17 protein-coding genes are annotated in these 22,998 nt (G+C 64.9%); 9 read left to right on the top strand and 8 right to left on the bottom strand.

The window, feature by feature from the left end; translation table 11 throughout:
- Positions 1–240: 240 nt before the first annotated feature.
- The 3 genes from GNK13_RS06665 to GNK13_RS06655 all read left to right on the top strand — a co-directional run bounded on the left by GNK13_RS06665 (position 241) and on the right by GNK13_RS06655 (position 2,056).
- Positions 241–699 carry a hypothetical protein gene (locus tag GNK13_RS06665; protein WP_164101730.1) on the top strand — a complete coding sequence of 153 codons (459 nt, stop codon included), beginning with the start codon at positions 241–243 and terminating at the stop codon, positions 697–699.
- 139 nt (positions 700–838) lie between these two features.
- On the top strand, positions 839–1,309 hold the full coding sequence (locus tag GNK13_RS06660; RefSeq protein ID WP_164101729.1) for a response regulator: 471 nt from the start codon (positions 839–841) through the stop codon (positions 1,307–1,309).
- A 237-nt stretch (positions 1,310–1,546) separates the two neighbouring features.
- A complete protein-coding gene (locus GNK13_RS06655; protein WP_164101728.1) occupies positions 1,547–2,056 on the top strand; it encodes a YciE/YciF ferroxidase family protein in 510 nt (169 codons plus the stop codon).
- On the opposite strand, the gene GNK13_RS06650 is transcribed toward GNK13_RS06655, so the two are convergent.
- Together GNK13_RS06650 and GNK13_RS06645 are read right to left on the bottom strand one after the other, a co-directional pair.
- Positions 2,053–2,904, bottom strand: a complete 852-nt coding sequence (locus GNK13_RS06650; RefSeq protein ID WP_164101727.1) for an ABC transporter ATP-binding protein — start codon at positions 2,902–2,904, stop codon at positions 2,053–2,055. The two genes, GNK13_RS06655 and GNK13_RS06650, sit on opposite strands and share 4 nt — an antisense overlap.
- Before the next feature lie 321 nt (positions 2,905–3,225).
- Positions 3,226–4,389: a carboxylate-amine ligase gene (locus tag GNK13_RS06645; protein ID WP_164101726.1), complete on the bottom strand. Its 1,164-nt coding sequence runs from the start codon at positions 4,387–4,389 to the stop codon at positions 3,226–3,228.
- Between the two features lie 373 nt (positions 4,390–4,762).
- Between GNK13_RS06645 and GNK13_RS06640 the strand changes: the two genes are divergently transcribed.
- From GNK13_RS06640 to ychF, 3 genes are all read left to right on the top strand, one after another.
- A complete protein-coding gene (locus tag GNK13_RS06640; RefSeq protein ID WP_164101725.1) occupies positions 4,763–5,338 on the top strand; it encodes a hypothetical protein in 576 nt (191 codons plus the stop codon).
- A gap of 175 nt (positions 5,339–5,513) precedes the next feature.
- A complete protein-coding gene (locus GNK13_RS06635; RefSeq protein WP_164101724.1) occupies positions 5,514–7,148 on the top strand; it encodes a bifunctional aminoglycoside phosphotransferase/ATP-binding protein in 1,635 nt (544 codons plus the stop codon).
- Positions 7,149–7,459: 311 nt separating this feature from the next.
- Positions 7,460–8,548, top strand: a complete 1,089-nt coding sequence (ychF, locus tag GNK13_RS06630) for a redox-regulated ATPase YchF (protein WP_164101723.1) — start codon at positions 7,460–7,462, stop codon at positions 8,546–8,548.
- 215 nt (positions 8,549–8,763) lie between these two features.
- Here the strand turns inward: ychF and GNK13_RS06625 are convergent, their stop codons facing one another.
- The 5 genes from GNK13_RS06625 to def all read right to left on the bottom strand — a co-directional run bounded on the left by GNK13_RS06625 (position 8,764) and on the right by def (position 17,183).
- Entirely contained in the window at positions 8,764–13,131 is a 4,368-nt protein-coding gene (locus tag GNK13_RS06625; protein WP_164101722.1) for a hypothetical protein, read from the bottom strand.
- A gap of 650 nt (positions 13,132–13,781) precedes the next feature.
- A complete protein-coding gene (miaB, locus tag GNK13_RS06620) occupies positions 13,782–15,215 on the bottom strand; it encodes a tRNA (N6-isopentenyl adenosine(37)-C2)-methylthiotransferase MiaB (RefSeq protein WP_164101721.1) in 1,434 nt (477 codons plus the stop codon).
- The gene (locus GNK13_RS06615) at positions 15,212–15,493 is read right to left on the bottom strand and encodes a hypothetical protein (protein ID WP_164101720.1); all 282 of its coding nucleotides are present in this window, start codon (positions 15,491–15,493) and stop codon (positions 15,212–15,214) included. The genes miaB and GNK13_RS06615 overlap by 4 nt, the downstream gene beginning before the upstream one ends.
- 66 nt (positions 15,494–15,559) lie before the next feature.
- Entirely contained in the window at positions 15,560–16,606 is a 1,047-nt protein-coding gene (locus tag GNK13_RS06610; protein ID WP_164101719.1) for a methionyl-tRNA formyltransferase, read from the bottom strand.
- Complete coding sequence (def, locus tag GNK13_RS06605) at positions 16,599–17,183, bottom strand: peptide deformylase (protein WP_164101718.1); 585 nt, start codon at positions 17,181–17,183, stop codon at positions 16,599–16,601. Before def ends, GNK13_RS06610 begins: the two co-directional genes overlap by 8 nt.
- A 614-nt stretch (positions 17,184–17,797) precedes the next feature.
- Here def and GNK13_RS06600 point away from each other — a divergent pair.
- Both GNK13_RS06600 and ribD read left to right on the top strand, forming a co-directional pair.
- Positions 17,798–19,957 (top strand): tetratricopeptide repeat protein, encoded by a 2,160-nt coding sequence (locus tag GNK13_RS06600; protein ID WP_164101717.1) that lies wholly within the window; start codon positions 17,798–17,800, stop codon positions 19,955–19,957.
- Positions 19,958–19,980: 23 nt separating this feature from the next.
- On the top strand, positions 19,981–21,177 hold the full coding sequence (gene ribD / locus GNK13_RS06595) for a bifunctional diaminohydroxyphosphoribosylaminopyrimidine deaminase/5-amino-6-(5-phosphoribosylamino)uracil reductase RibD (protein WP_203328959.1): 1,197 nt from the start codon (positions 19,981–19,983) through the stop codon (positions 21,175–21,177).
- Between the two features lie 30 nt (positions 21,178–21,207).
- On the opposite strand, the gene efp is transcribed toward ribD, so the two are convergent.
- On the bottom strand, positions 21,208–21,777 hold the full coding sequence (efp, locus tag GNK13_RS06590) for an elongation factor P (RefSeq protein ID WP_164101716.1): 570 nt from the start codon (positions 21,775–21,777) through the stop codon (positions 21,208–21,210).
- 122 nt (positions 21,778–21,899) lie between these two features.
- On the opposite strand from efp, the gene epmB reads away from it, so the two are divergent.
- A complete protein-coding gene (gene epmB / locus GNK13_RS06585; RefSeq protein ID WP_261345398.1) occupies positions 21,900–22,967 on the top strand; it encodes an EF-P beta-lysylation protein EpmB in 1,068 nt (355 codons plus the stop codon).
- The last annotated feature ends 31 nt before the right edge of the window (positions 22,968–22,998 follow it).

The following is a 22,998-nucleotide window of genomic DNA, read 5'->3' as shown; positions in this document are numbered from 1 at the left end:
CCGTCGCCCGACCGATCCGTTAGAGCTGGCTACCAAGGGTTCAAGTCTCATCTCAAAAGTTGAAGCGATGCCCCGGACAAGTGGTGCGATCGGTGCCGATCGGGAAGCGGGGGGGCGCAGGGAAGGGATCCGCCGGGATCCGGCGGGCCGCTTTCCAGTGTATTTTAACGAATCACCGCGACAATCCGCCGTCGGACTCGGTCGGCCCCTTTTTTCCGCTTTGAGGGAGTTTCCTCGGTTGTGAGCCCGCCGCCCCGTCCTCCTGCCGATTCCGACCCCCCACGGCTACCTTCTACCGACGCCGCGGCCAATCCGGCTGAGCCCCCGGAGGTTCGCACCGGGTCCCCCTTCGCCGTCGATCCACCCCCGCCCGTCCCTAGGGCCGAGGCGAGCCGAACGGAGCTCGAAGCGGCAGCGTCGATCGATGTGGGGGGGGCCGGCGACGCGGGGGTCCCTATCGACGCGGGGGCCAGCGTGGCGGCCGAGATGGCTCGCGGAGGAATCCTCGCCGGGTGGTTGATGCTCCCGTTTGCTCTGACAACGGCCTGGGGATTCCCGTTTGGCGGCGTGCTGATCGCGGGGCTGGGAAGCGTGCTGAGCCTGTTCGGCTGCGCTGCGCCGCGACCTCGCTGGGCGATCGTCGGTTTGCTGCTGCACCTCACTCTACTCGCGCTCGCCGGCTTCCGCTGGGTGAGGTAGATCTCCTGCCTTCAGAATGCCCGCGACAGCGCCCAGAATGCCCGCGACAGCCCCCAGAATGCCCGCGACAGGATCGAGCCGTTCTCGTAAACTTGGCAGCAGGTCTTCGCTTCTTTCCCTCGCCCGTTCGACGCCTCCCATGCCCGACACCCACCGGATTCTGATCGCCGACGACAACGCCGCCAACCGCGAATTGTTAGAAGCCTATCTGGCCGCCGTGGACTGCGAGGTCGAGACGGCAGTCGACGGCCAGGACACGCTCGACAAAGTGGCTTCGTTCGCCCCCGATCTGATCCTCCTCGACGTGATGATGCCGAAGCTGAGCGGCTTCGAAGTTTGCCGGAAGATCAAGGACAACCCAGAAACGGCGCGGGTGATGATCCTGATGGTCACGGCGCTGGCCGAGCTGGGCGATATCGAGCGAGCCGTGCAGGCGGGAACCGACGACTTCCTCAGCAAACCGGTCAACAAGATCGAGTTGCTGCAGCGAGTTCGCAACATGCTCAAGCTGAAGGGAACGGCCGACGAGCTCGAACGCCTGCGAGCTTACATCCGCGAGATGGAAGACCAGGCCAAACCGGCCGCCCGCCCCGCCACCGAAGCGAATTAGGGGCGAGCGATTCGCGAACAGCCCCATTGCGCGGCGATCCACCACTCCCGCTCCGCTCAATTTCTCCGCCGAGCTTCCGGCTGCAGTCGCTACGGGCGATTCCTACAGCCCTTTCTGCCCCTCCGCGGCCGTTCCGCTGCGAATCTCCTCCGCGGGGCGAGTGGCTGGAACGAGGGTTGCAATTCTTGAGAGGTGTGAACTCGAACAATCGCACACTTCCCAAGAGGAGTTATCGTCATGGCACTGTTCAGCAAAACCTACAATACGCTGGAGGAGCTGTTTTGGGATCAGATCAAGGATCTGTATGACGCGGAGCATCGCATTGCCGACGCGCTTCCCAAAATGGCAGAGGCAGCTTCTTCGGCCCATTTGAGAGCCGCTTTCGAAACCCACTTGGGTGAAACGAAGCAGCAGATCGAGCGGCTCGAAAGCGTGTTCCGGATGTGCGATCGCCAGCCGGAACGCGAGACGTGCCCAGCTGCCAAGGGCTTGATTGCGGAGGGGTCGGAAATCATTTCCGCGCACGGGGACTCGGACGTCCGTGACGCTGGTTTGATTGCCGCGGCCCAGCGCGTCGAGCACTATGAGATCGCCGGCTACGGGACCGCTCGTAGCTTGGCCCAGCGACTCGGTCTCACCCGCGTGGCTGAAATCCTTCAGACCACGCTCGACGAAGAGGGTGCGACCGACAAGAAATTGACGACGCTGGCGACCAGCGAAGTCAATGTCGCGGCGGCGCATCACTAATCTCGCACGGGATCGAGGATGGCGACGCTTGTGCCGTCCTCGCGATGCTCTAGCCGCAGAGGCATCTTGTAAAGCGCTGACAGACGTTCGTCGGTCAGCGCTTTTTCTTTGGGCCCAGCGAATGCGACTCGCCCCCGCTCGAGCAACACCACGTGCTCGACCTCGGGAAGGATCTCTTCGGTATGGTGCGTCACGATGACGAGCGTCACCTCGCCGCCTTGAGCGATCCGCCGAAGCATGGCGAGGAAGTGATGGCGGGCGACGAGATCGAGACCGGTCGTCGGCTCGTCCAAAATCAGGATTCGCGGGCGATGCACAAGGGCCCGGGCAATCAGCACGCGGCGACGTTCGCCGGTTGAAAGAGTCGCCACGTGGCGGTGCAGAAGGTGCGCGGCGTCGACCCGGTCGAGGGCGCGTCGAGCGTTCTCCACCGTCTCCCCGGTCATCGGCACTCCGAACTCCGGCAGCTCGGTCGCCGTGTAACCGCTGGCGACCGCTTCGCCTCCGGTCATTCGCCCGGTGCGGCCACTGGAGAAGGCAGCGTCGACGGCGGAAGACACGACGCCCATCTGCCGCCGTAGCGCCGCCACTTCCCAAACGCTTTGCCCCAAGATCCGGACCGTGCCTTGATGACCGGCGGCTCCTACCGAGGGATAGAAATGGCGGAGAAGGACGTTCAGCAGCGAGGTTTTGCCAGAGCCATTGGGCCCGAGGACGGCGGTGTGACGGCCCTCGGGGATGCTCACGCTGAGCGAATCGAGGATCGTGACCTCTCCCCGCTGCACCGTGACATCGGAGACTTCGAGCAGCGGTGCGGCGGGCTCGCCTTCACGTGCAATACCGTTCATTTTTCTGGTTGTCACAGAATCAGCCGCCGGGCGCTAACTGGACGGCGCCACTTTCTCACGCGGAATTGCCATAACGTCAGCAGTGCCCAGCAGTTGGCACCATAGTCGTTTAACGGCAAGCCGAAGGCGACTGCTTTTTAAACACAGGCGTCTTCGGCTTGCCGTTAAACGATTTTTCCGCGAGCCGTCCTGCTGCGAATCAATCCAAAGTGGCGCTGTCCAGCTAGGCTCTGGCAGAAAACCCTGAGCCGACGGCGCTAGCCGCGGGTGCTGCAGCGGAAATCCCGGGGCTCCGAGGCTCGTCTCGAGGGAGCGGTGGAATCAGGAGGACGCGGGCGAGGGTATGATAGCTCCTGCCGCGGTATGTTCCACCAACCGCTGGACGACGTGCTCGAGCGGCCCTTCGCGGTGGAAGGTTCGCTGGCGTGCCGCGCCGCCGCCGAAATCGATCATTCGCTGAACCGTCTTCCGCACTTCGCTCCAATCGCCCGCCGCCTCGAGCGGATCGCGGACATAGGCGAGCAATTCTTCGATATGTTCGACTGCGGAGACCTGCCGGCACCCGACCGGATCGATCAGCCGCTCGCCCATCCCATAGCGGGCCGCTTGCCACATCGCGACCGTCAGCAACTCGGGGCGGACATCCGGCGGCGCCACGCCGGCCCGCACGTCCGCCATGCAGCGGGCGACCAGCGCGCGGATCAGCCCCACGCAGGCGACCGTCTCTTCGATCCGCGTCATCACGTCCATCACGCGAAATTCAATGGTGGGCAGCTTTTCGGGGAGCCTCACATCCCAGTAGATCCGGGTGGCGTCCTCGATCGCTTCCGCTTTGACCAAGGACCGAACGCACCGCCGCAATTCATCCGCGTCTTTGAAAGGAAGCGGCGGCCCGGCCATCGGCCACTGGACCCACAACTCGCGGCGATAACTGGCGTAACCCGTGTCCTCCTCCTCCCAGAAGGGCGAGTTGGCCGTCAACGCTTGCAGCGCCGGCAGCCAGGGCCGGGCGTGATTCATCACCTGAACCCCCATCTCGGGATCCGGCATCGAGACGTGCACGTGGCAGCCAAAGATCCGCAGATCGCGGGCGAGCATCTGGTACCGCCGCGTCATGCTGCGGTAGCGTTCGCTAGGCGTCACATCGTCCTCGTCCGGGGGACGCTTCGGGTTCGTCCCCGCCGCGACCAATTCCGCCCCACACTGTCGGGCTGCGGCGATCAGCCGGCCGCGGACTTCGGCGACCTGCGCACGGACCTCCTCGAGGGTGGTGCAGACAGCCGAAGCCATCTCGATCTGAGTCAGGTGCAGTTCGTGCTGGACCGCCGCCCCGGTCTCCGCGGCTCCCCCGCCTCGGTGGGCCTCGTCGGACTCGATCGAAGCCATGATCGAGTCGCAATCCGGTCGCAGACAGCCCGTCTCGGCATCGACGATTTGATACTCTTCCTCGACACCGACCGTGAGCGGCTGGGTAACTTCCCTCATGGGTGCTTTTCTCTCGCAGGAACGATTCTCGCTGGTACTCCGCCTGCAAGGACCACGCGCCTGCAAGGGCCAACTCTGGCGAGCTAAGAAATACGACGCTCCGCAAGGGAAGCAAATCGCGAGCCAACGGCGTGCGTCGGCCGAGTCGCCTTTCGCTCCGCGATAGTCGCCTTTCGCTCCGCGAAAGTTGCGCAGAAACGCTACTTTCGCGGAGCGAAAGGCGACTCTGGAAAGTCTGGCGTACGGACGGGGGGCCCCACGTCGGCGGTGCAAACGATACGATACAGCGCAGCAAGGGTCCTCAATTCGCGCATCGGCGGTCGGCGCCGGCTGGACCCGAACGACCATCAATCGCCTGTGGGAGCTGTGTGGAATGGCTGAGAAGGACGCCTTTCGGGAGCGGGAACGTGCGTTGGAAGACGAGTTTTTCTACCGCGCCGACAAAGCGTTGCTGGAGAAGATGCGTCAGTCGCTCGAGCGGGACGAGTCGCGGGAAGCCCTGGCCCAAGCCACGGGCATCCAGGACCGCGGGCTGCTCGACACCTTGCTCGACCGCGGGGTCCAAGCAACTTCGCTGCTTGCGATCGCCCTCGTTCCCCCCGTATTCGTCGCCTGGGCCGATGGCAACGTGACGGCCGAGGAACGAGAATCGATCCTCAAGACGGCTCGCGAAAGCGGCATCACTGCCGACAGCCTCGCCTCGCAGCTCCTCTCCGAGTGGCTGCAGACGCGCCCCACGGCGGCCCTCTGGCAAACCTGGCAGCACTACGTCCAGACGGTCCACGGGTCGCTCGATGCCGCCTCGCAGCAGTCGCTCCGCACCTCGATTCTGAACCAGTCGCGAGCGGTGGCCAAAGCCTCCGGTGGGGTGCTAGGGATCGGCAAAATCTCGGCCGACGAGCAGAAAGTGCTCGACGATATCGAGCGGACGCTCACCACCTCGAGCTGACCATGATCTCAGCCGCCGGGCGATGGCCTGTATGATTCATCAGCCGCCGGACGCTAGCCCCCGGTTCTCGGAAACGCGGTGAGAACCGGACGCTAGCGCATGGCGGCTGATTTGACACACGACTTCGTGACGTTCTGCTGCAACTTGGAACCGCTCGAGAACCGACAACGCTGCCATGCCGAGCTCTGCCCGCAATGAGCTGAACCCCGGCGAGTTGAAGCACAGCCTGAGCGATCCCGCGGCGTATCCGCATCCGGTCGAGGGACCGGTCACGTTTCGCGAGACGCACATCTCGCTGATCGTTCTGGCCGGTCCCTACGCCTACAAAATCAAAAAGGCGTGCGTCACCGACTTTCTCGACTACGGCACGCTCGCGGCGCGGCAAGCGGCCTGCGAGTTGGAGCTGCGGCTCAACCGCCGCTACGCTCCCGACCTTTATTTGTCGGTCGTCCCTATCCACCGCGTCGGCAGTGGCCTCTGCGTCGGCAGCGGCCTCTCCGTCGCCGGGAGCCACCGCGTCGGCAGTGGCGAAGGCCAGCGTCAGGAGCCGGCGAAGGAGCAGGGTCAGGAGCAGGGCGAGGTGGTCGAGTACGCCGTCCAAATGCACCGCTTTCCGGACGACGCGCTGCTCAAAGAACGGCTCCGCCAAGGTCGGCTTGCCGGCGGCGAGATCCGCCAACTGGCTCAAACGGTGGCGGACTTCCACGCGGCCGCGGCGAAGGCCAATGCGGGGCTGCCATCCCCCGACGCGCCTTGGGGTTCCCCACCGCGAGCCGGTGGCAACGCGTTGGCCAATTTCAAGGTGCTGCGGAATGCACCTCTGGCGGACTTCGAACCCCGGCTGTCGGCGCTCGAGCAGTGGACGCGGGATTTTTTGGAAGCCGAGGCCGCTCAGTTTTGGCAGCGGATCGCCGAGGGACGGATTCGCGAGTGCCACGGCGATTTGCATCTGGAAAACGTGATTCAGTGGCACGATCGCTTGCTCCCCTTCGACGGGATCGAGTTCAACGAGAGCTTTCGCTGGATCGACGTGCTCAGCGACGCAGCCTTCCTCGCCATGGACTTCGCGGCTTGCGAACGCTTCGATCTAAGCCATCGGTTTACGAACGACTATCTCGAGCTCTCGGGCGATCGAGAAGCGCTGCAGCTCTGGCGGTGGTATCTGGTCTACCGGGCGCTGGTCCGCGCCAAAGTCGCCGCGATGCGGGCCGACCAGCCGGGGCTGACCGAGCAAGAGCGAGCCACGATGATCGACGACTGCCGCGCCCACATCGCTCTGGCCGAACGCTTCACCCGCCCCGAACCCCGCTGTTTGTGGATCACCCACGGGCTGAGCGGCAGCGGGAAGACAACCGGCAGCGAGTGGGTGGTCGAACGCTGCGGAGCGATCCGGCTCCGCTCGGATGTCGAGCGGAAACGCGGATTGGGGCTGGCACCCACGGAGCGGCCGGATCGGCAACAGGCCGCCGAGATGTACGGCGAGGCAGGTCGCCAGACGATTTACGACCAGCTCCATCGGCTCGCCCGCGGCGTGCTCCGCGGCGGCTACTCGGTCGTCGTCGACGCAACTTTCCTGATGGCCGACCAGCGGCAGCGGTTCGCCGAATTAGCCAAGCAGGAAGGGGTGCGGTTTGCCATCCTCGACTTTCCCGCCGACGCCGCGACCCTCCGCCAACGCGTTGCCGAGCGGCAGGCCGCGGGCGACGATGCCTCGGACGCCGGGCTCGAAGTCCTCGAGCAACAATTCGCCAATGAAGAACCACTCTCGGCCGCCGAACGCCAGCGCATTGAGACACTGCCCGATCTGTAACCGTTTCTTCCATCAGCCGCCGGGCGCTAGCCCCCGGTTTCCGAAAACGCCGTGAGAACCGGACGCTAGCGCGTGGCGGCTGATTTAACGCACCGTCTCGCGAGGGTCTGTGGCAACTTCAAACACCACATGAACTTGCAACACATTTATCCAAACACATGAATAATCCGGGCTAGCCCCCGGCTCTTCGAGGCACCCTCCCGGGGGGAGGGCGCCGATCCTGCCCCCGTTTGGGAATTCCCTCTCGGGCGTTACGATTTCGTTTCAAAAATCACACTTCCCTCTCTCCCCAACCAAGCGAAGCGGTCCACATGGAAGCCGGCATCGTGGGGCTGCCCAACGTTGGCAAGAGCACCCTCTTCAATGCGTTGACGTGCAGCCGGGCAGCCCAGAGCGCCAATTACCCGTTCTGCACCATCGAACCGAACGAAGGGGTCGTGAGCGTCCCGGACGAACGGCTCGAGCGGATCACGGCGCTGATCAAGACGCAGAAAATCATCCCCGCAGCCCTCAAGCTGGTCGACATCGCGGGCATCGTCAAAGGTGCCAGCGAAGGGGAAGGGCTGGGCAACAAGTTCCTCAGCCACATTCGCCAGGTCGACGCGATCCTGCAGGTCGTCCGCTGCTTCAGTGATCCCGACGTGACGCACGTCAGCGGCAACGTTGATCCGCTGGCCGACATCGAGACGATCGAGAACGAGCTGATGTTCGCCGACATGGAAGCCCTGGAAGGGGCCCTGGCTAAAGCCCAGCGAACCGCCCGGAGCGGCGACAAGGAAGCCAAGCTCCGCGTGGTGGCGATCGAGAAATGCATCGCCCACCTCTCGGAGGAGAAGCCGCTGCGAACGCTGTCGCTCAAGGAGGACGAAGCGAAGTCGATCGCCAGCTTTGGACTGATGACCGCCAAGCCGATTCTGTACGTCGCCAACGTCGACGAGGACGATCTCGAAGGGCAGAGCGAAATGGCCCAGCGGGTTCGTAGCCATGCGGCGGAAGTCGGGGCGGGTTTTGTCCCGGTCTGCGCTCGGCTCGAAGCGGAGATCGCCGAGCTCGATCCCGAAGACCGCGACGAGATGCTCGAATCGGTCGGGCTCAGCGAACCGGCTCTCGCGGCGCTCGCCCGAGAAGCCTACCGGACGCTCGGTCTGCAGAGCTACTTCACGGCCGGAGAGAAGGAAGTCCGAGCGTGGACGATCCCGATCGGGGCCACCGCTCCGCAGGCCGCTGGCGTGATCCATACCGACTTTGAAAAAGGCTTCATCCGCGCCGAAGTCTACGAGCTCGCGGATCTGGAAACTTTTAAAAGCGAAAAAGAGATCCGAGCTGCCGGGAAACTGCGGGTCGAAGGCAAACAGTACGTCGTCAAAGACGGCGACATCTGCCACTTCCTGTTCAACTGACCGGCGCACCCAATTTCATCAGCCGCCAGGCGCTAGCCCGGATGATTCATCAGCCGCCGGGCGCTAGCCCCCGGTTCTCACAAACTCCGCAGCAACCGGACGCTAGCGCGTTGCGGCTGATGAGGCGACACCTAGAACATTGAAAAACAAAAAGCCGCCAGCGAACTTTTGCTCGCTGGCGGCTTGCGCTGCTTTCGGTTGTGCGCTTCTGCGGCTTAGAATCCGCCGCCGCCGACACCGCCACCGCCGATGCCGCCGCCCACACCGCCGCCGCCGCCGGTTCCGGTCCCTTCTTCGCCAGTGACGAAGTTGAAGGTGCTGACGTCGCCGATGGCGCTGAACATCGGGGAGGGGGTGATTCGCACATAACGGCGGTCACCCGAGATCACGCCGATCGCCATCATCATCGTCCCTTCGGGAATCGTCTCGATCACCGGCTGGTATCCAACCGCACCGCGACCAAAGCCGCCGTTGCGAGCGAATTCGGCCAGCCGCGTGCTGCGGTAGAACTCCCGCATCAGGTCCGAGTAATCCGGGTCGCTAGAGGCCCGGTTGCCAGGTGCATTGGCCAGCGGCGCCGGGGCTCCGATCTGAGCCAGCACGGCTCCGTTGAGCTTATCCTGGACGTCGCGGAGCTGTTCCAGCTGGGCATCGACCAACTCTTCTTGTCGACGTCCCTCTTTGACCTCGAAGGTGATCAAGGCGTCTTTTTCGGTCAGCGGAATCTGCTTCTGAATCAGCCGCTCTGAAGGACGCCCGGCGTCGGTCAGGATGTTCACCGTGACCTGACCGGTCGAGACGTTGCCCCACACGCGGCGGACCAGCAACCGGTACCGGCCGCTGAAGCCTTGCGGGCAAATGTAGGTCTCTCGGATTTGGCCAGTCGCCGAATCGGCACCACTCGAATACCCGTCGCCGAGCAACACGCCGCCGCCCGGAGAGCGGGGATTCTGAATCGAGCAGACCGTGCCTGCCGGTTCCTCCACCGCCAGATCGATGTCGGCATCTCCCGTCCAGACGACTTCAATGATGCAGTCACGAGCGGTCGACTGATTGATCGACTGGGCGAATTCCGCGGCCTTCTCCGCTTTGCCTTCCTCGACCAACTGCAGGTAGGTCGCTCGGGCTAGCAAGCGAACCTCCGCTTCCAGCTTCTCCTGACCCTTCGGCCAGGCTTGGCTAAGGATCCCTTGGCAGGCCCACGCCAAACCGTCGACGTCGTCGAGCTCGCGGGCCAACCGCAAGCCGACCAGGTAGGATTCGGACCGATAGGGCTCGAGCCGAGCGAAATCGCGACAGAGCTCCAAGGCCGCCGCATACCGGCCATGCCGCTCGAGGTGGCTGGCGACCAGCAACAGTTCATCGGGAGTCTCGGCAACGTCCGCCGCCGACAGCAGTGCCCGCTCGACCTCTTCCGGATCGGCGCCGATCGCCGACAGTGCAATCGCATACCCCTGCTGCATCCACGGCTGGACCGCTCCGCTGCGAAGGGCCGCGGCGATCAACGCCCGGACCTCGTCGTAGTAGCGGCGGGCGGCCGCTTCGTCATTCTGTTCGACCGCCTGAGCGGCCTTCAGATTTAGCTGCCGCACGGTCGTCCGCAGCCGAGCGTCGTGCAACGCCTGTGCTTCGGCCGTGGGCAATTCGAGCGAAGCAAAGTGGGCTGCCCAGGCCGCATCGATCGACTCCCCTTCGGCCGGAGTGACCCGCAGCGGAACGTCGCCGCGGTTCGCCTCGGCTGCCGACACCGCGCCGGGGGTCGCCGGAGTGGCCGCTGCCTTGGCGGGCTGGTTTTTTTGCGACGCAGCGGGGGCCGCAGTGGGGGCCGCAACGGGGGCCGCGGTGGCTTTGGCTTCGAGCGAGGCATCGTCCGGAACGGCCATCATGCCGCCCATCCCCATGCCTCCCATGCCGCCCATGCCTCCCATGCCGCCCATGCCTCCCATACCACCCATGCCGCCGCCCATGCCTCCCATGCCGCCCATCATCCCGCCGCCCATCATGCCACCCATGCCGCCCATGCCACCAAGCTGGATGACCGGGACGACCAAGTCGCCGACGGGATAGACTTTGGTGATCGCGTTGCTGGGGTCTTCAGCGTCTTCGATCGTCGTGATCTGCAGGACCTCGTCCTTGATCATGTAGGTCAAGTCGCTCTCGCGAAGCATGATCCGCAGGAAGGACCGCAGGCTGACGTTGCTCAGATCGACCGTCACCGGCAAATCCCGAATGAGCCCCAGGTCTTCCAGGGCGCGCGTGTTGATGATGATCGGGATCTCGTTCTCGGTGGCGATGATCCGAACAGCATCCTCAAGCGGAATTTGGTTGAAGCTCTGGCTGTATTCCTGCTCGAGCGCCCGGTAAATGCCTCGCTCCGCCTCGTTATCGCCGGTCAGCTCGATCGACCCGTAGCGTTCCAGGCGGCGTTCGCTGAGCCGCTGCCAGACTTCGGCGTCGGGGTAGACGATCGGGGGCTCGTCGACGAAGGCGATGAGCGCTTTTTCGTTCAGCGCCAGAGCATCGACGAACGCGCGGTGCCGGAGCGTGCGATAGCGATTCGCCCGCGTCACCGCCAAACCGAACGCGCCGTAGGTGTCGACCTGTTCGCCGACCGTCCGGTAACCATCGATCGCTTCGATCGCCGGCACGATCTCGGTGACCGCCTGGTCGTACTCGCCGATCGTCAGCAAGGCATTGAACTGCTGCACGGCCGCGGCCAGACGGGCTTCGTCGCGGGCAGAGAGCTCGAGCAAGCGTTCGGTCGCCGCGGCCCCGGCCAGCTGCTGCTGCTGGGTCGCTTGATCTTCGAAATAAGCCGCTTCCCGACGGCTCGCCTGGCGAATCGCCGCTTGGATCTGGCTGATCAGCTGGGCGCGGATCTCCGGCGGCAGGTTGGGTTCGCTTTCGACGACGCCGAGCAACACCTTCAACTCGCCCGCGACATTGACCGGGTCGGTTGCCAGCTGCCGCGAGGCCTCGGCGAGCCGGGCTCGCACTTCGGCCCGCAGCCGACCGACCAGCGCCGACCGTTCGGCTTCGACTTGGTCGAGCAATCCGCTCGGCGCTTCGCCGAATTCGAACACGTCGGTCTCGAACTCCGCACCGAGCGGAGCAGGGGGGACCGCCGGCGCCGGGACCGCCGGCACGCCCGGAATCTCCGCCGCTTCGGGAACTGCCGGAGCGGCGGGCGCGGCCGGCGGCGCAGGAGCCGGAGCCGGTTCATCGCTAAGCCCCGGTTCGTCGGCGAACGGATTATCCCCGGGAGCGGCGCCAAACGGATCCTCGTCCTGAGCGACCGTCAGCGTCTTTTCCTGCGAAGCCATCGAGAGCAGCGTCTTGGCTTCGGGGTTGTAAGGGTCAATCTTCAGCGCCGATTCGGCCAGCGCCCGAGCACCGCGGAAGTTCCCTTGCGCCAGTGCCAAGCGGCCGGCGCGGACCAATTCCTGAGCCTGCTGGGCCATCGCCTGAGCGGCGACCCGCAGCGCCGCCGATCCGGCGGTCGGCAGCATCAAGCCCGCATTCGGCTCGGCCGCAGCCACCATCGAAGGCAGGAAGGTGAAATCGGGATGGCTCGGCTCGGCCTTGACTTGCCAACGAAGCGCGACCGGGGTCTCCCCCGCAACGCCGTTGACGGCGACCGTGGCGGTTTTCTCGAGCCCCTCGGCGTCGGCGGCAATCCGGCCGAGCAGCACCGAGTCGCGGTCGAGTCGCAGCGGCGGCAGGCGGCCTTCTTGGACCGCGGTGTAACCCTCTGGCAGTTCCACTTCGCTGGCCCACACCGGGCTGACCGCAGCGGCGGCCGAAAGCATCATGCCCGACTGCTGCGGCGAGACCCGCTGATCCACGCCACTGACCAGCGTGACGCCGCCGGTCTGGTTGGCCAGGGTCGCCAGCGTGCTGACGTCGGTGGTCGGACCGACCGCCAACGAATGGATGCTGATCTGTTCAGTCCGCAAACGGTCGACGAGGCCGGCGAAGAACTCCGGATCGCGCAGCTTGCCGAGCGAGACGCCGTCGCCGACGTAGACCACGCTGCGGTGGCCGCTCCGCTCGCTCAACTGGTCGACTGCCAGCTCGAGGGCTGCCGCCAAATCGGTGTTGCCCAGCGGCAACCGCTGATCAAGCTTGCCGCGGGCCTGCGTGATGGCCGAACTGTCGCTGGCGGCGAACTCACCGCTGAGCATCGTCGCCCGCACGTCGACCGCGGCGATCGCAACGGAAACCGCAGAATCGAGCCCGTCGAGCAACCCGTCGAGAGCCGCATTGGCGTCGCCGCGAACCGGTCCGGCTTGGCTGGCCGAGGTGTCGACGACGATCAACACGCTCCGCGGACCGCTACTCAGTTGCTGGTGCAGCGAGCTTGATTCGGCAGGCCGGACGGCGAGGGCGAAGTAGTGCTCGCCGCGCTCGGTTTCGAACGTCGCCAAGCGGCTGTCGGAGCGGACCTGCTTCGTTTCGGCAGTCTGCTCGCTCTTGCCTCCCTCGGCAGCCCACGCCGCGGGAGTTCCCGCGAGGGACCCGCCGGTGACGGTCGCCGCGAGCAGCGCGATCCCCAGCAACTTCGCTCCCCAACCCTCAGCCACCCGGGAGCCGGCAAGCCAGCTGGCGATCGCGGCACGTCCGCTGTGCGCGCGTCCACCTCGAAGGGGCGACTTCGGGGCGTGGAAAGGGGAAGGAGCCCCCGAATGAGCATGGGATCGCTGGGGGGCGATCCGGCCGTGGAGGCAAGCGTTTCCGCGTCGCTCTGCCATGCGTTTGATCTCCGACTGCTGCTGTCGACAAGGTTTGATTACGAGAAAAGGCATCCTGCGTCCTTCCTGAGTCTATTTGCCGTACTGTAAGGCTGCTACGAAATTTCTCAGGGAAACCCTTAATGGAAGGCTCGCTGTAGCGGTTGTAAGTGTTGCAAGATGCAACACCTGAAGCTTTTTGCGCAAGCACCACAAAGCACAACCGGCCGCTAATGCAAGCATTGCCCATAGAAGGCAAACAGGGTGCCGCGAAGCAGGGCGGGAGAGGAGAAGAAGAGTCGTCGGCTGGCCGGATAATGCATCCGCCGCCGGGCGCTAGCCCTAATTATTCATCAGCCGCCGATCGCTAGCCCGGATTATTCATCAGCCGCCGGGCGCTAGCCCCCGGTTCCCGAAAACGCTGGGAGAACCGGACGCTAGCGCGTGGCGGCTGATTTACGGAGAGCCCCATCGGGAGGATATCGACAGGCCCCCCGCCGGCTTTACGCTCCCGCGGGGACTCCGATCCCAAACACTTCGGGGCCCGTGTGCTGGGTGCGGACGACTCCGGCTAGCGTGTGGGCGCTGGCGTCGTGGATCACCACCGGCAGCAGGTGCCCGGCTTGGCGACGATTGCCGTCAAAAACCACGATGCGGTCGCAGGGAGTTCGGCCAGTCATCTGGACGAGCGGGCCGTCGTCCCCGCGTTTGACCGACTTTTTGCTCGGTCCTTCGACGAGCACTTCGACGGTGCGACCGATGAAGGCGGCGTTATCCTCCTCGCAGATCGCGTTTTGGATTGCCAGCAACTCGTTGTTGCGAGCCGACTTAACCTCCTCGGGAACGTCATCCTCGAGCCGCTCGGAGGCCTTGGTCCCGGGCCGCACTGAATACTTGAAGATGAAGCTGTTCTTGAATCGGCAGCGGCGGACGAGGTCGACCGTTTTCTGGAAATCCTCGTCGGTCTCGCCGCAGAACCCCACGATGAAGTCGCTGCTGACGGCCGCTTCGGGCAGAATCCGCTCGATCCGCTCCATCATTTCCATGTAGTCGGCGACGGTGTAGCCACGTTTCATCCGCTTGAGCACGTCATCGCTGCCGCTCTGGGCGGGGACGTGCAAGTAGGGCGAGCACTTGGGCAGGTCGCGGACCGTCGTCAACAGATCCTCGGACATGTCCTTGGGATAATTCGTGACGAACTTCAGCCGCTCGATGCCGTCGATCTCGTGCAGCTGCCGCAGCAGCCCGGCGAGCCGCGTGGTCTGGCCATCGGCCGCGTAGCGATAGCTGTTGACGGTTTGCCCGAGCAGGATGATTTCCTTGCAGCCTTGCTCGGCCAGAACGCGGGCCTCCGAGAGGATCTGCTCCGGGGGACGACCTTGCTCGGGTCCCCGCGTATTGGGGACGACGCAGTAGGTACAGAACTTGTCACAGCCGATCTGAATCCGCAGATACGCCTGGAACGGAGTGGGTCGCATCGTCGGGTCGCGGAGCGGATCAAAAGTTTCGTGACTCCGCCGAATCACCTCCTGAGCCCCTGCCTTGCGATCCAAGCTCACGGCCATCTGACGACCGCCACCGCTGCGAATTTTCTCGAGCAGTTCGGGGATCTGCTGCAGCTGGCCGGGACCGACGACCAAATCGACGTACGGAGCCCGCTCGAAGATGATCTTTTGGTCTTTCTGAGCCATGCAGCCCATCACCCCGATCGTCTTCTCCGGATGCTTGTGCTTGTCGATCCGCAACCGACCGAGCTGGCTGTAGATTTTTTCCTCGGCATGCTCCCGGACGCTGCAGGTATTCAGCAGCACCGTATCGGCTTGGCTCGGATTTTCGACCAGCTCGTAGCCGTGGCGGCGGAGGTCGGCGACGACCATCTCGCTGTCCAAGACGTTCATCTGGCAGCCGACCGTTTCGATGTAAAGACGCTTGTTCATGGAGAGGAGTCGATCGGATCGGTGGTGTCTTGAGGGCCGGTCCCAGCCGTGCCGTCGGAGGATCGCGTGCCGTCGGAGGATCGCGTGCCGTCGGAGGATGATGCGTCGTCGGAAGCTTGTGCATCGCCGGAAGCTTGGGGGGGCCCCAAATGCCGCTCCACGTAACCTCGCAACTGGCCGGTCAATTGCTCCCGCCGTCGCTGCATCAGCGACGCCATCATGACAGCCGAAACGGAGGTCGCAAAAGCCCAAAGCAGGACCGAGGGCAAATCAAACATCGTTTCCAAGCGGAGCAAGCGGGAAGAAGACGCGGCACGGGATACTGAGTACTGAGTCCCGCGCCTTCAGTGCAACACGGTTCCCGCACGCAGCGGACGGCCCCGCAACCATTCCTCGCTGGCCATCTCCCGCTTGCCCGCCGGCTTCAAGCGTTCCAGCCGCAAGTAGAAATCGCCAGCGGCGACGAGCAGGACATCGCCCTCGATCTCGACGGTCCCGGCCGCGACTTGCTCGGGAACCGCGCGGTCGGTCGCTTCGACCTCGGTGATCATCAACCGCGTACTTTGAGCCCGCCGCCCCTCGCCAGCGGGCACTTCGGTGAACGCTCCGGGCCACGGCTGCATCCCTCGCACGTGCCACTCGAGCTCCGCGGCTGGCCGGGTCCAGACGATCCGACCGTCGGCTTTGCTCAGCCGCGGGGCTCGGCTAGCCGCTTGCGCGTCCTGCGGCTGCCCCCGCAAACCCTCCCCCAGGGCGGCCTGCGCCGGGGCTGCCTCCCCCGGGGCTGCCTCCCCCGGGGCTGCCTGCGTCGGGACGGCCTGGGCAAGATTCGCGAGCGCCGCGACCGCTTCGAGCGTCGCTTCGACCCCGAGCTCCGCCAGTCGAGCTTCCAGTTCGCCCGCGGTTTCCTTGGCCGCGATGGGCGTGCGCCGCGAAGTGATCACCGGGCCGGCGTCGAGCTGCGGCGTCATGTGGATCACCGAGACGCCGGTCTCCTGATCGCCGCACAGCACCGCCCACTGGACCGGGGCGGCCCCGCGGTAGGCAGGCAGCAACGACCCGTGCAGGTTGATGCCTCCCAGCCTGGCGGCGGCCAAGGCGGCGGGTTTGAGGATTTGTCCATAATCGCACACGACCAGCAGATCGGGCTGAACGCCGCGGACCGTCTCGATCGCCTCGGTTGTATTGATCGAGTCGGGAGCGATGACCGGCAGCTGGCGGGCTTCGGCCCATTGCCGCACCGGCGATTTTTCCGGCGGACGATTCCCCGGCCCCGGCCGCTCGGGGCGGGTGACCACGGTCGCGATCGCATAGCCCGCCGCGGCGAGGGCTTCGAACGAAGGGACCGCAAAGGGCCCGGTCCCCATCAGCACCAACCGCAACTCAGGCATAACGCTGTTCCCACTCGGCGAGCCGCGCGATCAGCTCCGCATCCGGGGGAACCGTTCCCTCCTCCTGCCGCGTCCGGAATTCGATCTCCAGTTCCTCGAGCGGCTCATACAGATCCTCCCGGGCCTGCTCGCTGATCCGGTCGAAGAACAGCACGCCGTCGAGGTGGTCGTTTTCATGCTGCAGCACCCGAGCTAGGAAACCTTCGACGCGGCGCTCGATCGGATTGCCCGAGATGTCGTAGGCGCTCAGCCGAACTTCTTTGGAGCGGATCACGTTGCCGTACAGTCCGGGCAAGCTGAGGCAGCCCTCTTCGGCCGACTCGCTCCCCTTGGGACGCTGCAGCACGGGATTGATCAGGATCAGCTCTTCCCCTTCGCCGCGGACCCCCGAGGGATTGGCGACGAACAGCCGCAACGGCAGATCGACTTGATTGGCAGCCAGCCCGACCCCGCGAGCTTCGTACATTAATTCCAGCATCTCGGCGGCAATCCGCTTCAGCTCCGCATCGACGCGGCGAATCGGTTTGCTCTTATGCCGCAAAGTGGGATGAGGATAGGGAATGATTTGCAACGGCATGGCAGAACAGCAATCCTCAGGCGGAGCGGGTGCGAACGAGGCCTTCGATTTTAAGCCCAACCGGACGCGGCAGACAGGAGGAGGGAGGGTTCAGGTGAATCCTTCACCCGTACTCGTACTCAGCGGAGCGGTACTCGTACTCAGCGCAGCGGTACTCGTACTCAGCGGAGCGGTACTCGTGCTTCCATCGTGCACACCCGATTTGGTTGCTCGGCGAGACGAGGCGTGACGTGATCGGCGGGTGCGAGCGTGGTCGCGAGTACGAGTACGAGTACGAGTACCGCTTCGCTGAGTACGAGTACGAGAGAAAGAATCCTCTTCACCCTTCACCCTTCACCCTTCACCCTTCACCCTTCACTCTTCACTCTTCACTCTTCACTCTTCACTCTTCACTCTTCACTCTTCACTCTTCACTCTTCACTCTTCACCCTTCACCCTTCACTCTTCACTCTTCACTCTTCACTCACCCGCCTCCCGCGGTGCGGCGATGGCCGTTAAATTGGCGGAGGTTGCTCCGGTCAGCCCAGCCTTTTGCTTCCCCCGAATCTGCGGAAGCTCCGTCTGTTGGTTCGGATGCCGTCATTTTTCCTACAACCCTCACGGAGGCCGTCCGCATGGCCGTCGACCAATATGCTCTCTGTCCTTGCGGGAGCGGCAAGAAGATCAAGTTCTGCAAGTGCTACGACTCGATCGGCGAGCTCGACAAGGTGCTCAAAATGGTCGGTGGCGGGCAGATGGTCGCCGCCCTCGACCGGCTCAATCAAGTTCTCGCCGAGCATCCCAGCGCCGCCTGGCCGCTGGCGATCAAGGGCCGCTTGCTGATCAACCTCAACGAACTCGACGCGCTCGAGGAGAATGCTGACCGGTTCATCCGCCTGCAGCCCTCGAATCCCTTGGCGCTGGCCCAAAAAGCGGCCTCGCAAGTCTTCAAAGGCCGATACTCCGAAGCGGCTCACAGTCTGCTCGAAGCGCTCGCCGAGAGCGGGCGGAGCGTCGACGCGTTTCTGCTCGAGATCGGTTCGGTCCTCTCGATGGCCTTGGCTCAAGAGGGCCAGGTGCTCTCCTCGCGGCTCTACGCCACGCTGGCCCTTACCACGCAGGAGCCGGAACACTCCTCGATGGCCCAATCGGTCCTCGGCGAGCTGAATCAATCGCGGGGGCTGAACCTGCTGACCAAAAGTCTGCCGCTGCCGATCGATCGTCCCGAGGACGTCAGCTGGGGCGAGCGGTACGACGAGGCGAACTCGTTGCTGCGGAGCAATCAGATTCTGGCGGCCGAAGCCAAGTTCGAAGCGCTCGACCGCCAGTTCCCCGAGCAGCCGGCGATCCTCTCGGGCTTGCTCAGCTGCGCCCTCTGGCGGGCCGACGTCGAGGGCCAGACGCGGCTGCTGCGAAAGTTGAGCGACGCTCTGGTCGACGAACCAGAACTCTCGGCGCGGATGCGGGCCGTGAGCATTCTGGTCGAGCCGGGCCAGCCGCAGCTGTCGGTCGCCGCCGATGAGCTGGTCTATGAGATCGCCGAAGCCGACACGGCGGTGATGACGTTGACCAGCCAGCGGACCGCGCAGGCGATCCCCGCCGAGATGCTCCGCGGCCTCGTCGACGAACAGGAGGAGGTTCCTCCCCGCGCCGGGTTCCAGATCCTCGACCGCGAGCTGCCCGAGGGGGACGAGGAAGCGGTGGACGCCGAGTCGTTGCCCCGCGTGCTGGCCACGGTGCTCATCTTCGGTCGCCAGACCGACCGGTCGGCGCGGCTCGAAGTCCGCGATGCGATCCAGGACGATCACGCTCAAATGATTGCCCAGCTCGGCGATCTGGTCAGCGGCGAACCGGTCGAGCGGCGCTCGCAGTCGCTGCCGCTGGTCGTGATGGCGAACCCGCGGCTTCCCATCTCGCTGCTGCAAAAAAATCGCGACGCGATGCTCAAGCTGCGCGACCAAGTCTTCCGCAAGCACTTCGTCTCAGCGATCCTCGCCGCCCGCGTTCCGGCCAGCGGTGGAGAGCCGATCGCCTCGCTCGCCGACGACCCTTCGGCCCAAACCGTGCGGACCGCGATCGTTCGCATCCTTCAAGGCTACGACGGCCTGCAGCTCGAAGCGGCCGACCTGCTCGCCGAAGTCGCGACCCGGCTCAAGGCGACCGAACTGCCGACGATCGTTCCCCAGAACGACGACGAACTCGAGCAGCTGAATGCATTTGACCTGGCGAGCATCGATCCCAGCCAGCTCGACCAGGAGGCTTTGTTCTACTTGCTCCAGCGGGCCTCGCAGGTCAGCAGCACGCTGGCCAGCCGCCGGGCGGCCGAGCGGTTAATCACGATGGAAGCGACCGATGAAGAGAGCAAGGCGATGCTCTCCCGCGCCTACCAGGTACTCGTGCAAGCCGCCCCCACGCCCGAAGCGGCTCTGGAAATGTCGGCTAAGGCAAAGGCCTGGGCCGAATCCGCCAACGTCAGCGACGCTCCGTTCCTGCTCATCGAGCTCCAGCGCCACCTGGAACTGGGGGACGCTCGGGGGTTCGAGAACACGATCCAAACGATCTACGCGAAACATCAAAACGATACGAACGTGATGATGTATCTGCAGCAGATGTTGGTCGAGCTCGGCCTGCTCAACCCTGACGGAACGCCCCGCCAGGGCCCGCCCCGCCAAGGGCCGCCGCGGGGCTCCGCCGGCGGAGCACTCCGCGGCGCGCAGCCAGCCGCAGCACCGGAATCACCGCTGGCCGCCGAGCCCTCCTCGGGCAGCAAGTTGTGGTTGCCCGGCATGGATTGACCGCCCGTGACGGATTGACCTCGATGCCCTCCGACCCCGACAACCCCATCGACCCGATTCACCCCGGCGAGCCCACCGGCTCCGGCGACTCCCCGAGGAAACCGCCGGAAGCAGGGAGCGATGAGGCTTGGATGCACCGGGCCGCCGAGTTGGCGATGCGGGGGCAAGGACTCGTCGAGCCGAATCCGATGGTCGGCTGCCTGATCGTCCGCGACGGGCAAGTCTTGGGTGAAGGCTGGCACAGGCGGTTCGGCGGGCCGCACGCCGAGCGTGAAGCGCTCGCCGCCGCTGGCGAGCGTGCTGACCTGAGCGGCGCGACGTGGTACGTGACGCTCGAGCCGTGCTGCCACTACGGCAAGACCCCACCCTGCAGCGGCGCGGTCATCGCCTCCCGACCGGCGCGGGTCGTCGTCGCCCTCCGCGATCCGTTTCCCGCGGTCGACGGCGGCGGGCTCGAGCACATCGCCGCTGCCGGAATCCCGATCGAGCTCGGCGTGGGAGAAGCCGAAGTGGCGAATCTATGCGCCCCGTACCTGAAGCGGGTCCGCACCGGCCGCCCGTGGGTGATCGCCAAATGGGCGATGACGCTCGACGGCAAAATCGCCACCTCCACCGGCGACAGCCGCTGGATCTCCTCTCCCGAGAGCCGCCGCCGCGTGCATGAACTGCGAGGCCGCGTCGACGCGGTCATCGTCGGTGCCGGCACCGTGCTGGCCGACGACCCGCAGCTGACCACGCGCCCCCCCGGACACCGCGTCGCCACCCGGATCGTCGTCGATCGCCATGGCACGCTGGCCCCCGACACCCAGCTCGTGCGGACCGCTCGCCAGTGCCCGGTCCGGCTGTTCGTCGGTCCCGACGCCGATGCCGCGCGGATGGCCAAGCTCCAAGAGGCGGGCGTCGACGTGGTTCGCTGCGAAGCGAACGGTCGAGTCAAAATGGTCGAAACGATGCTCAGCCACTGCGGCGCCGCAGGCATGACCAACGTCCTGGTCGAAGGCGGCAGCGCGCTGCTCGGAGCCCTCCGCGACGCCGGACAGATCGACGAAGCCCAAGTCTTCGTCTCGCCCAAAATCGTCGGTGGCCAAAAAGCGATCACGCCCGTCGCCGGCATAGGCCTCTCGGCCATGAGCCAAGCCCACGGCTGGGAGACGCAATCGATCGAACGGGTCGACGACGATGTGCACATCATCGTCCGCAAACGAAGCAAATCGGCGTAGGGCGAGGAGTCAGTACTCGTCTTCAGACGCTCAGTTGCTGACCCGTTCGACGTATTCCCCGGTCCGGGTGTCGACCTTGATGACGTTGCCGATCTTGATGAATCCGGGGACGGTGAACTCGGCTCCGGTTTCGACCTTGGCCGGCTTGGTGACGTTCGTCGCCGTATCTCCCTTGGCTCCCGGGGCGCAGTCGACCACTTCCAGCTCGACTTGGTTCGGCGGATCGAGCAGGATCGGGTTGCCGTTGTAGAGGGTGATCGTGCAGCCCATGCCGTCCTTCAAATACTTCCAGAGGTCGCCCCCCTGTTCGCCCGTCAGCTCGTACTGCTCGTACGTCTTGCTGTCCATGAACACGTAATCTTCGCCCTGGCGGTACAGGAACGTCACGTCGGTCTGCTCGACGTCGGCCGACTCGAGGGAATCTCCCCCTTTGTACGTTCGGTCCAGCATCGTGCCGCGAATCAAGTTCCGCATCTTGCACTTGTACATCGCGTTTCCCTTGCCCGGTTTGACGAAGTTCATCTCCGTCATCACGTAGGGCTCGCCGTCGATCTGGACCTTCAGGCCTTTGCGAAAATCGCTCGTGCTGTAAGTTGCCACTGGTAAAACTACTCCGAACCTTGGGTTGCTTCCCGGCAGCGATCTCCACGGCCCGTCCTAGAGCAGGGCCTAGCGGAGAGCAGGGCCTAGCGGAGCGTGAAACGTGCTGCCGAGTTTGAAAGTTGGATCCTGTCAGCGAAAGTCTAGCGGCGCAAGCCAATTCTGTCCGCACCACTGAGGGGCCGCGAGCACCGGAGGCGGTTTCCTGGCAGACCGCCATGAAACGGGCGATCCGCTCGGCCGAGGTGCTCTGCCAGCGATTGGAGCTCCCGGCGGAATTTAACCGGCGAGTCGCAGAGGCAGCCCCTGGAAACCCGTTCCCGGTTTTCGTGCCGCTCGAATTCCTCTCCCGGATGCGCCCGGGCGACTGCCGCGATCCACTGCTGCGGCAAGTCCTCCCGCTGCCCGAGGAAGGGGACACCGCAGCCGGCTTCAGCACCGATCCGGTCGGCGAACTCCAAGGCTCCCCAGCCGCTTCGCTGTCGGTGGGGCTGCTGCGAAAATACCACGGCCGGGCATTGCTGGTGGCCAGCGGCGCGTGCGGCGTCCACTGCCGCTATTGCTTCCGTCGCCATTTTCCCTACGACACCGTGCCGCATGGAGACGCCGCCTGGGACCAGCCGCTGGCGATGCTCTCCGACGACCCGACGCTCGACGAAGTCATCCTCAGCGGCGGTGATCCGCTCGTCCTGACCGATCCGGCACTGGAGAATCTGATCCGTCGCGTCGCCGAGGTGCCCCACGTCCGTCGCCTTCGCATCCACTCGCGACTGCCGATCGTGATTCCCCAGCGAATCACCGAGCGACTCCTCGACCTGCTGCGGGGAACGCGGCTTTCCACCTGGATGGTCGTGCACGCGAACCATCCCACTGAGCTCGATGCGGCGACCCTGGCGGCGCTTGGGCGGCTCGTCGACCGCGGGATCCCGGTCCTGAACCAAGCCGTCCTCCTCCGCGGCGTGAACGACCAGCTCGCAGCTCTCGAGCAGCTCTGCCGCACCCTGGTCGACCATCGCGTGCAACCGTACTACCTCCACCAGCTCGACCGCGTCGCCGGGGCTGCCCATTACGAAGTCCCCGTCGCTCGAGGCCGTCAGCTGGTCGCGGAACTGCGGACGCGGCTCCCCGGTTACGCCGTCCCCACCTACGTCGTCGAACAGGCGGGCGAGCCCTCCAAAACGCCTCTCTAGAGGTTGTGCAGTTTTCTGCCCCCTCTCCCCC

The sequence above is a fragment of the Candidatus Laterigemmans baculatus genome (assembly GCF_010367455.1).
Lineage (GTDB): Bacteria > Planctomycetota > Planctomycetia > Pirellulales > Pirellulaceae > Laterigemmans > Laterigemmans baculatus.
The sequence above is the reverse complement of the archived record's forward strand: the minus strand, read 5'-3'. Positions and strand labels throughout refer to the sequence as shown.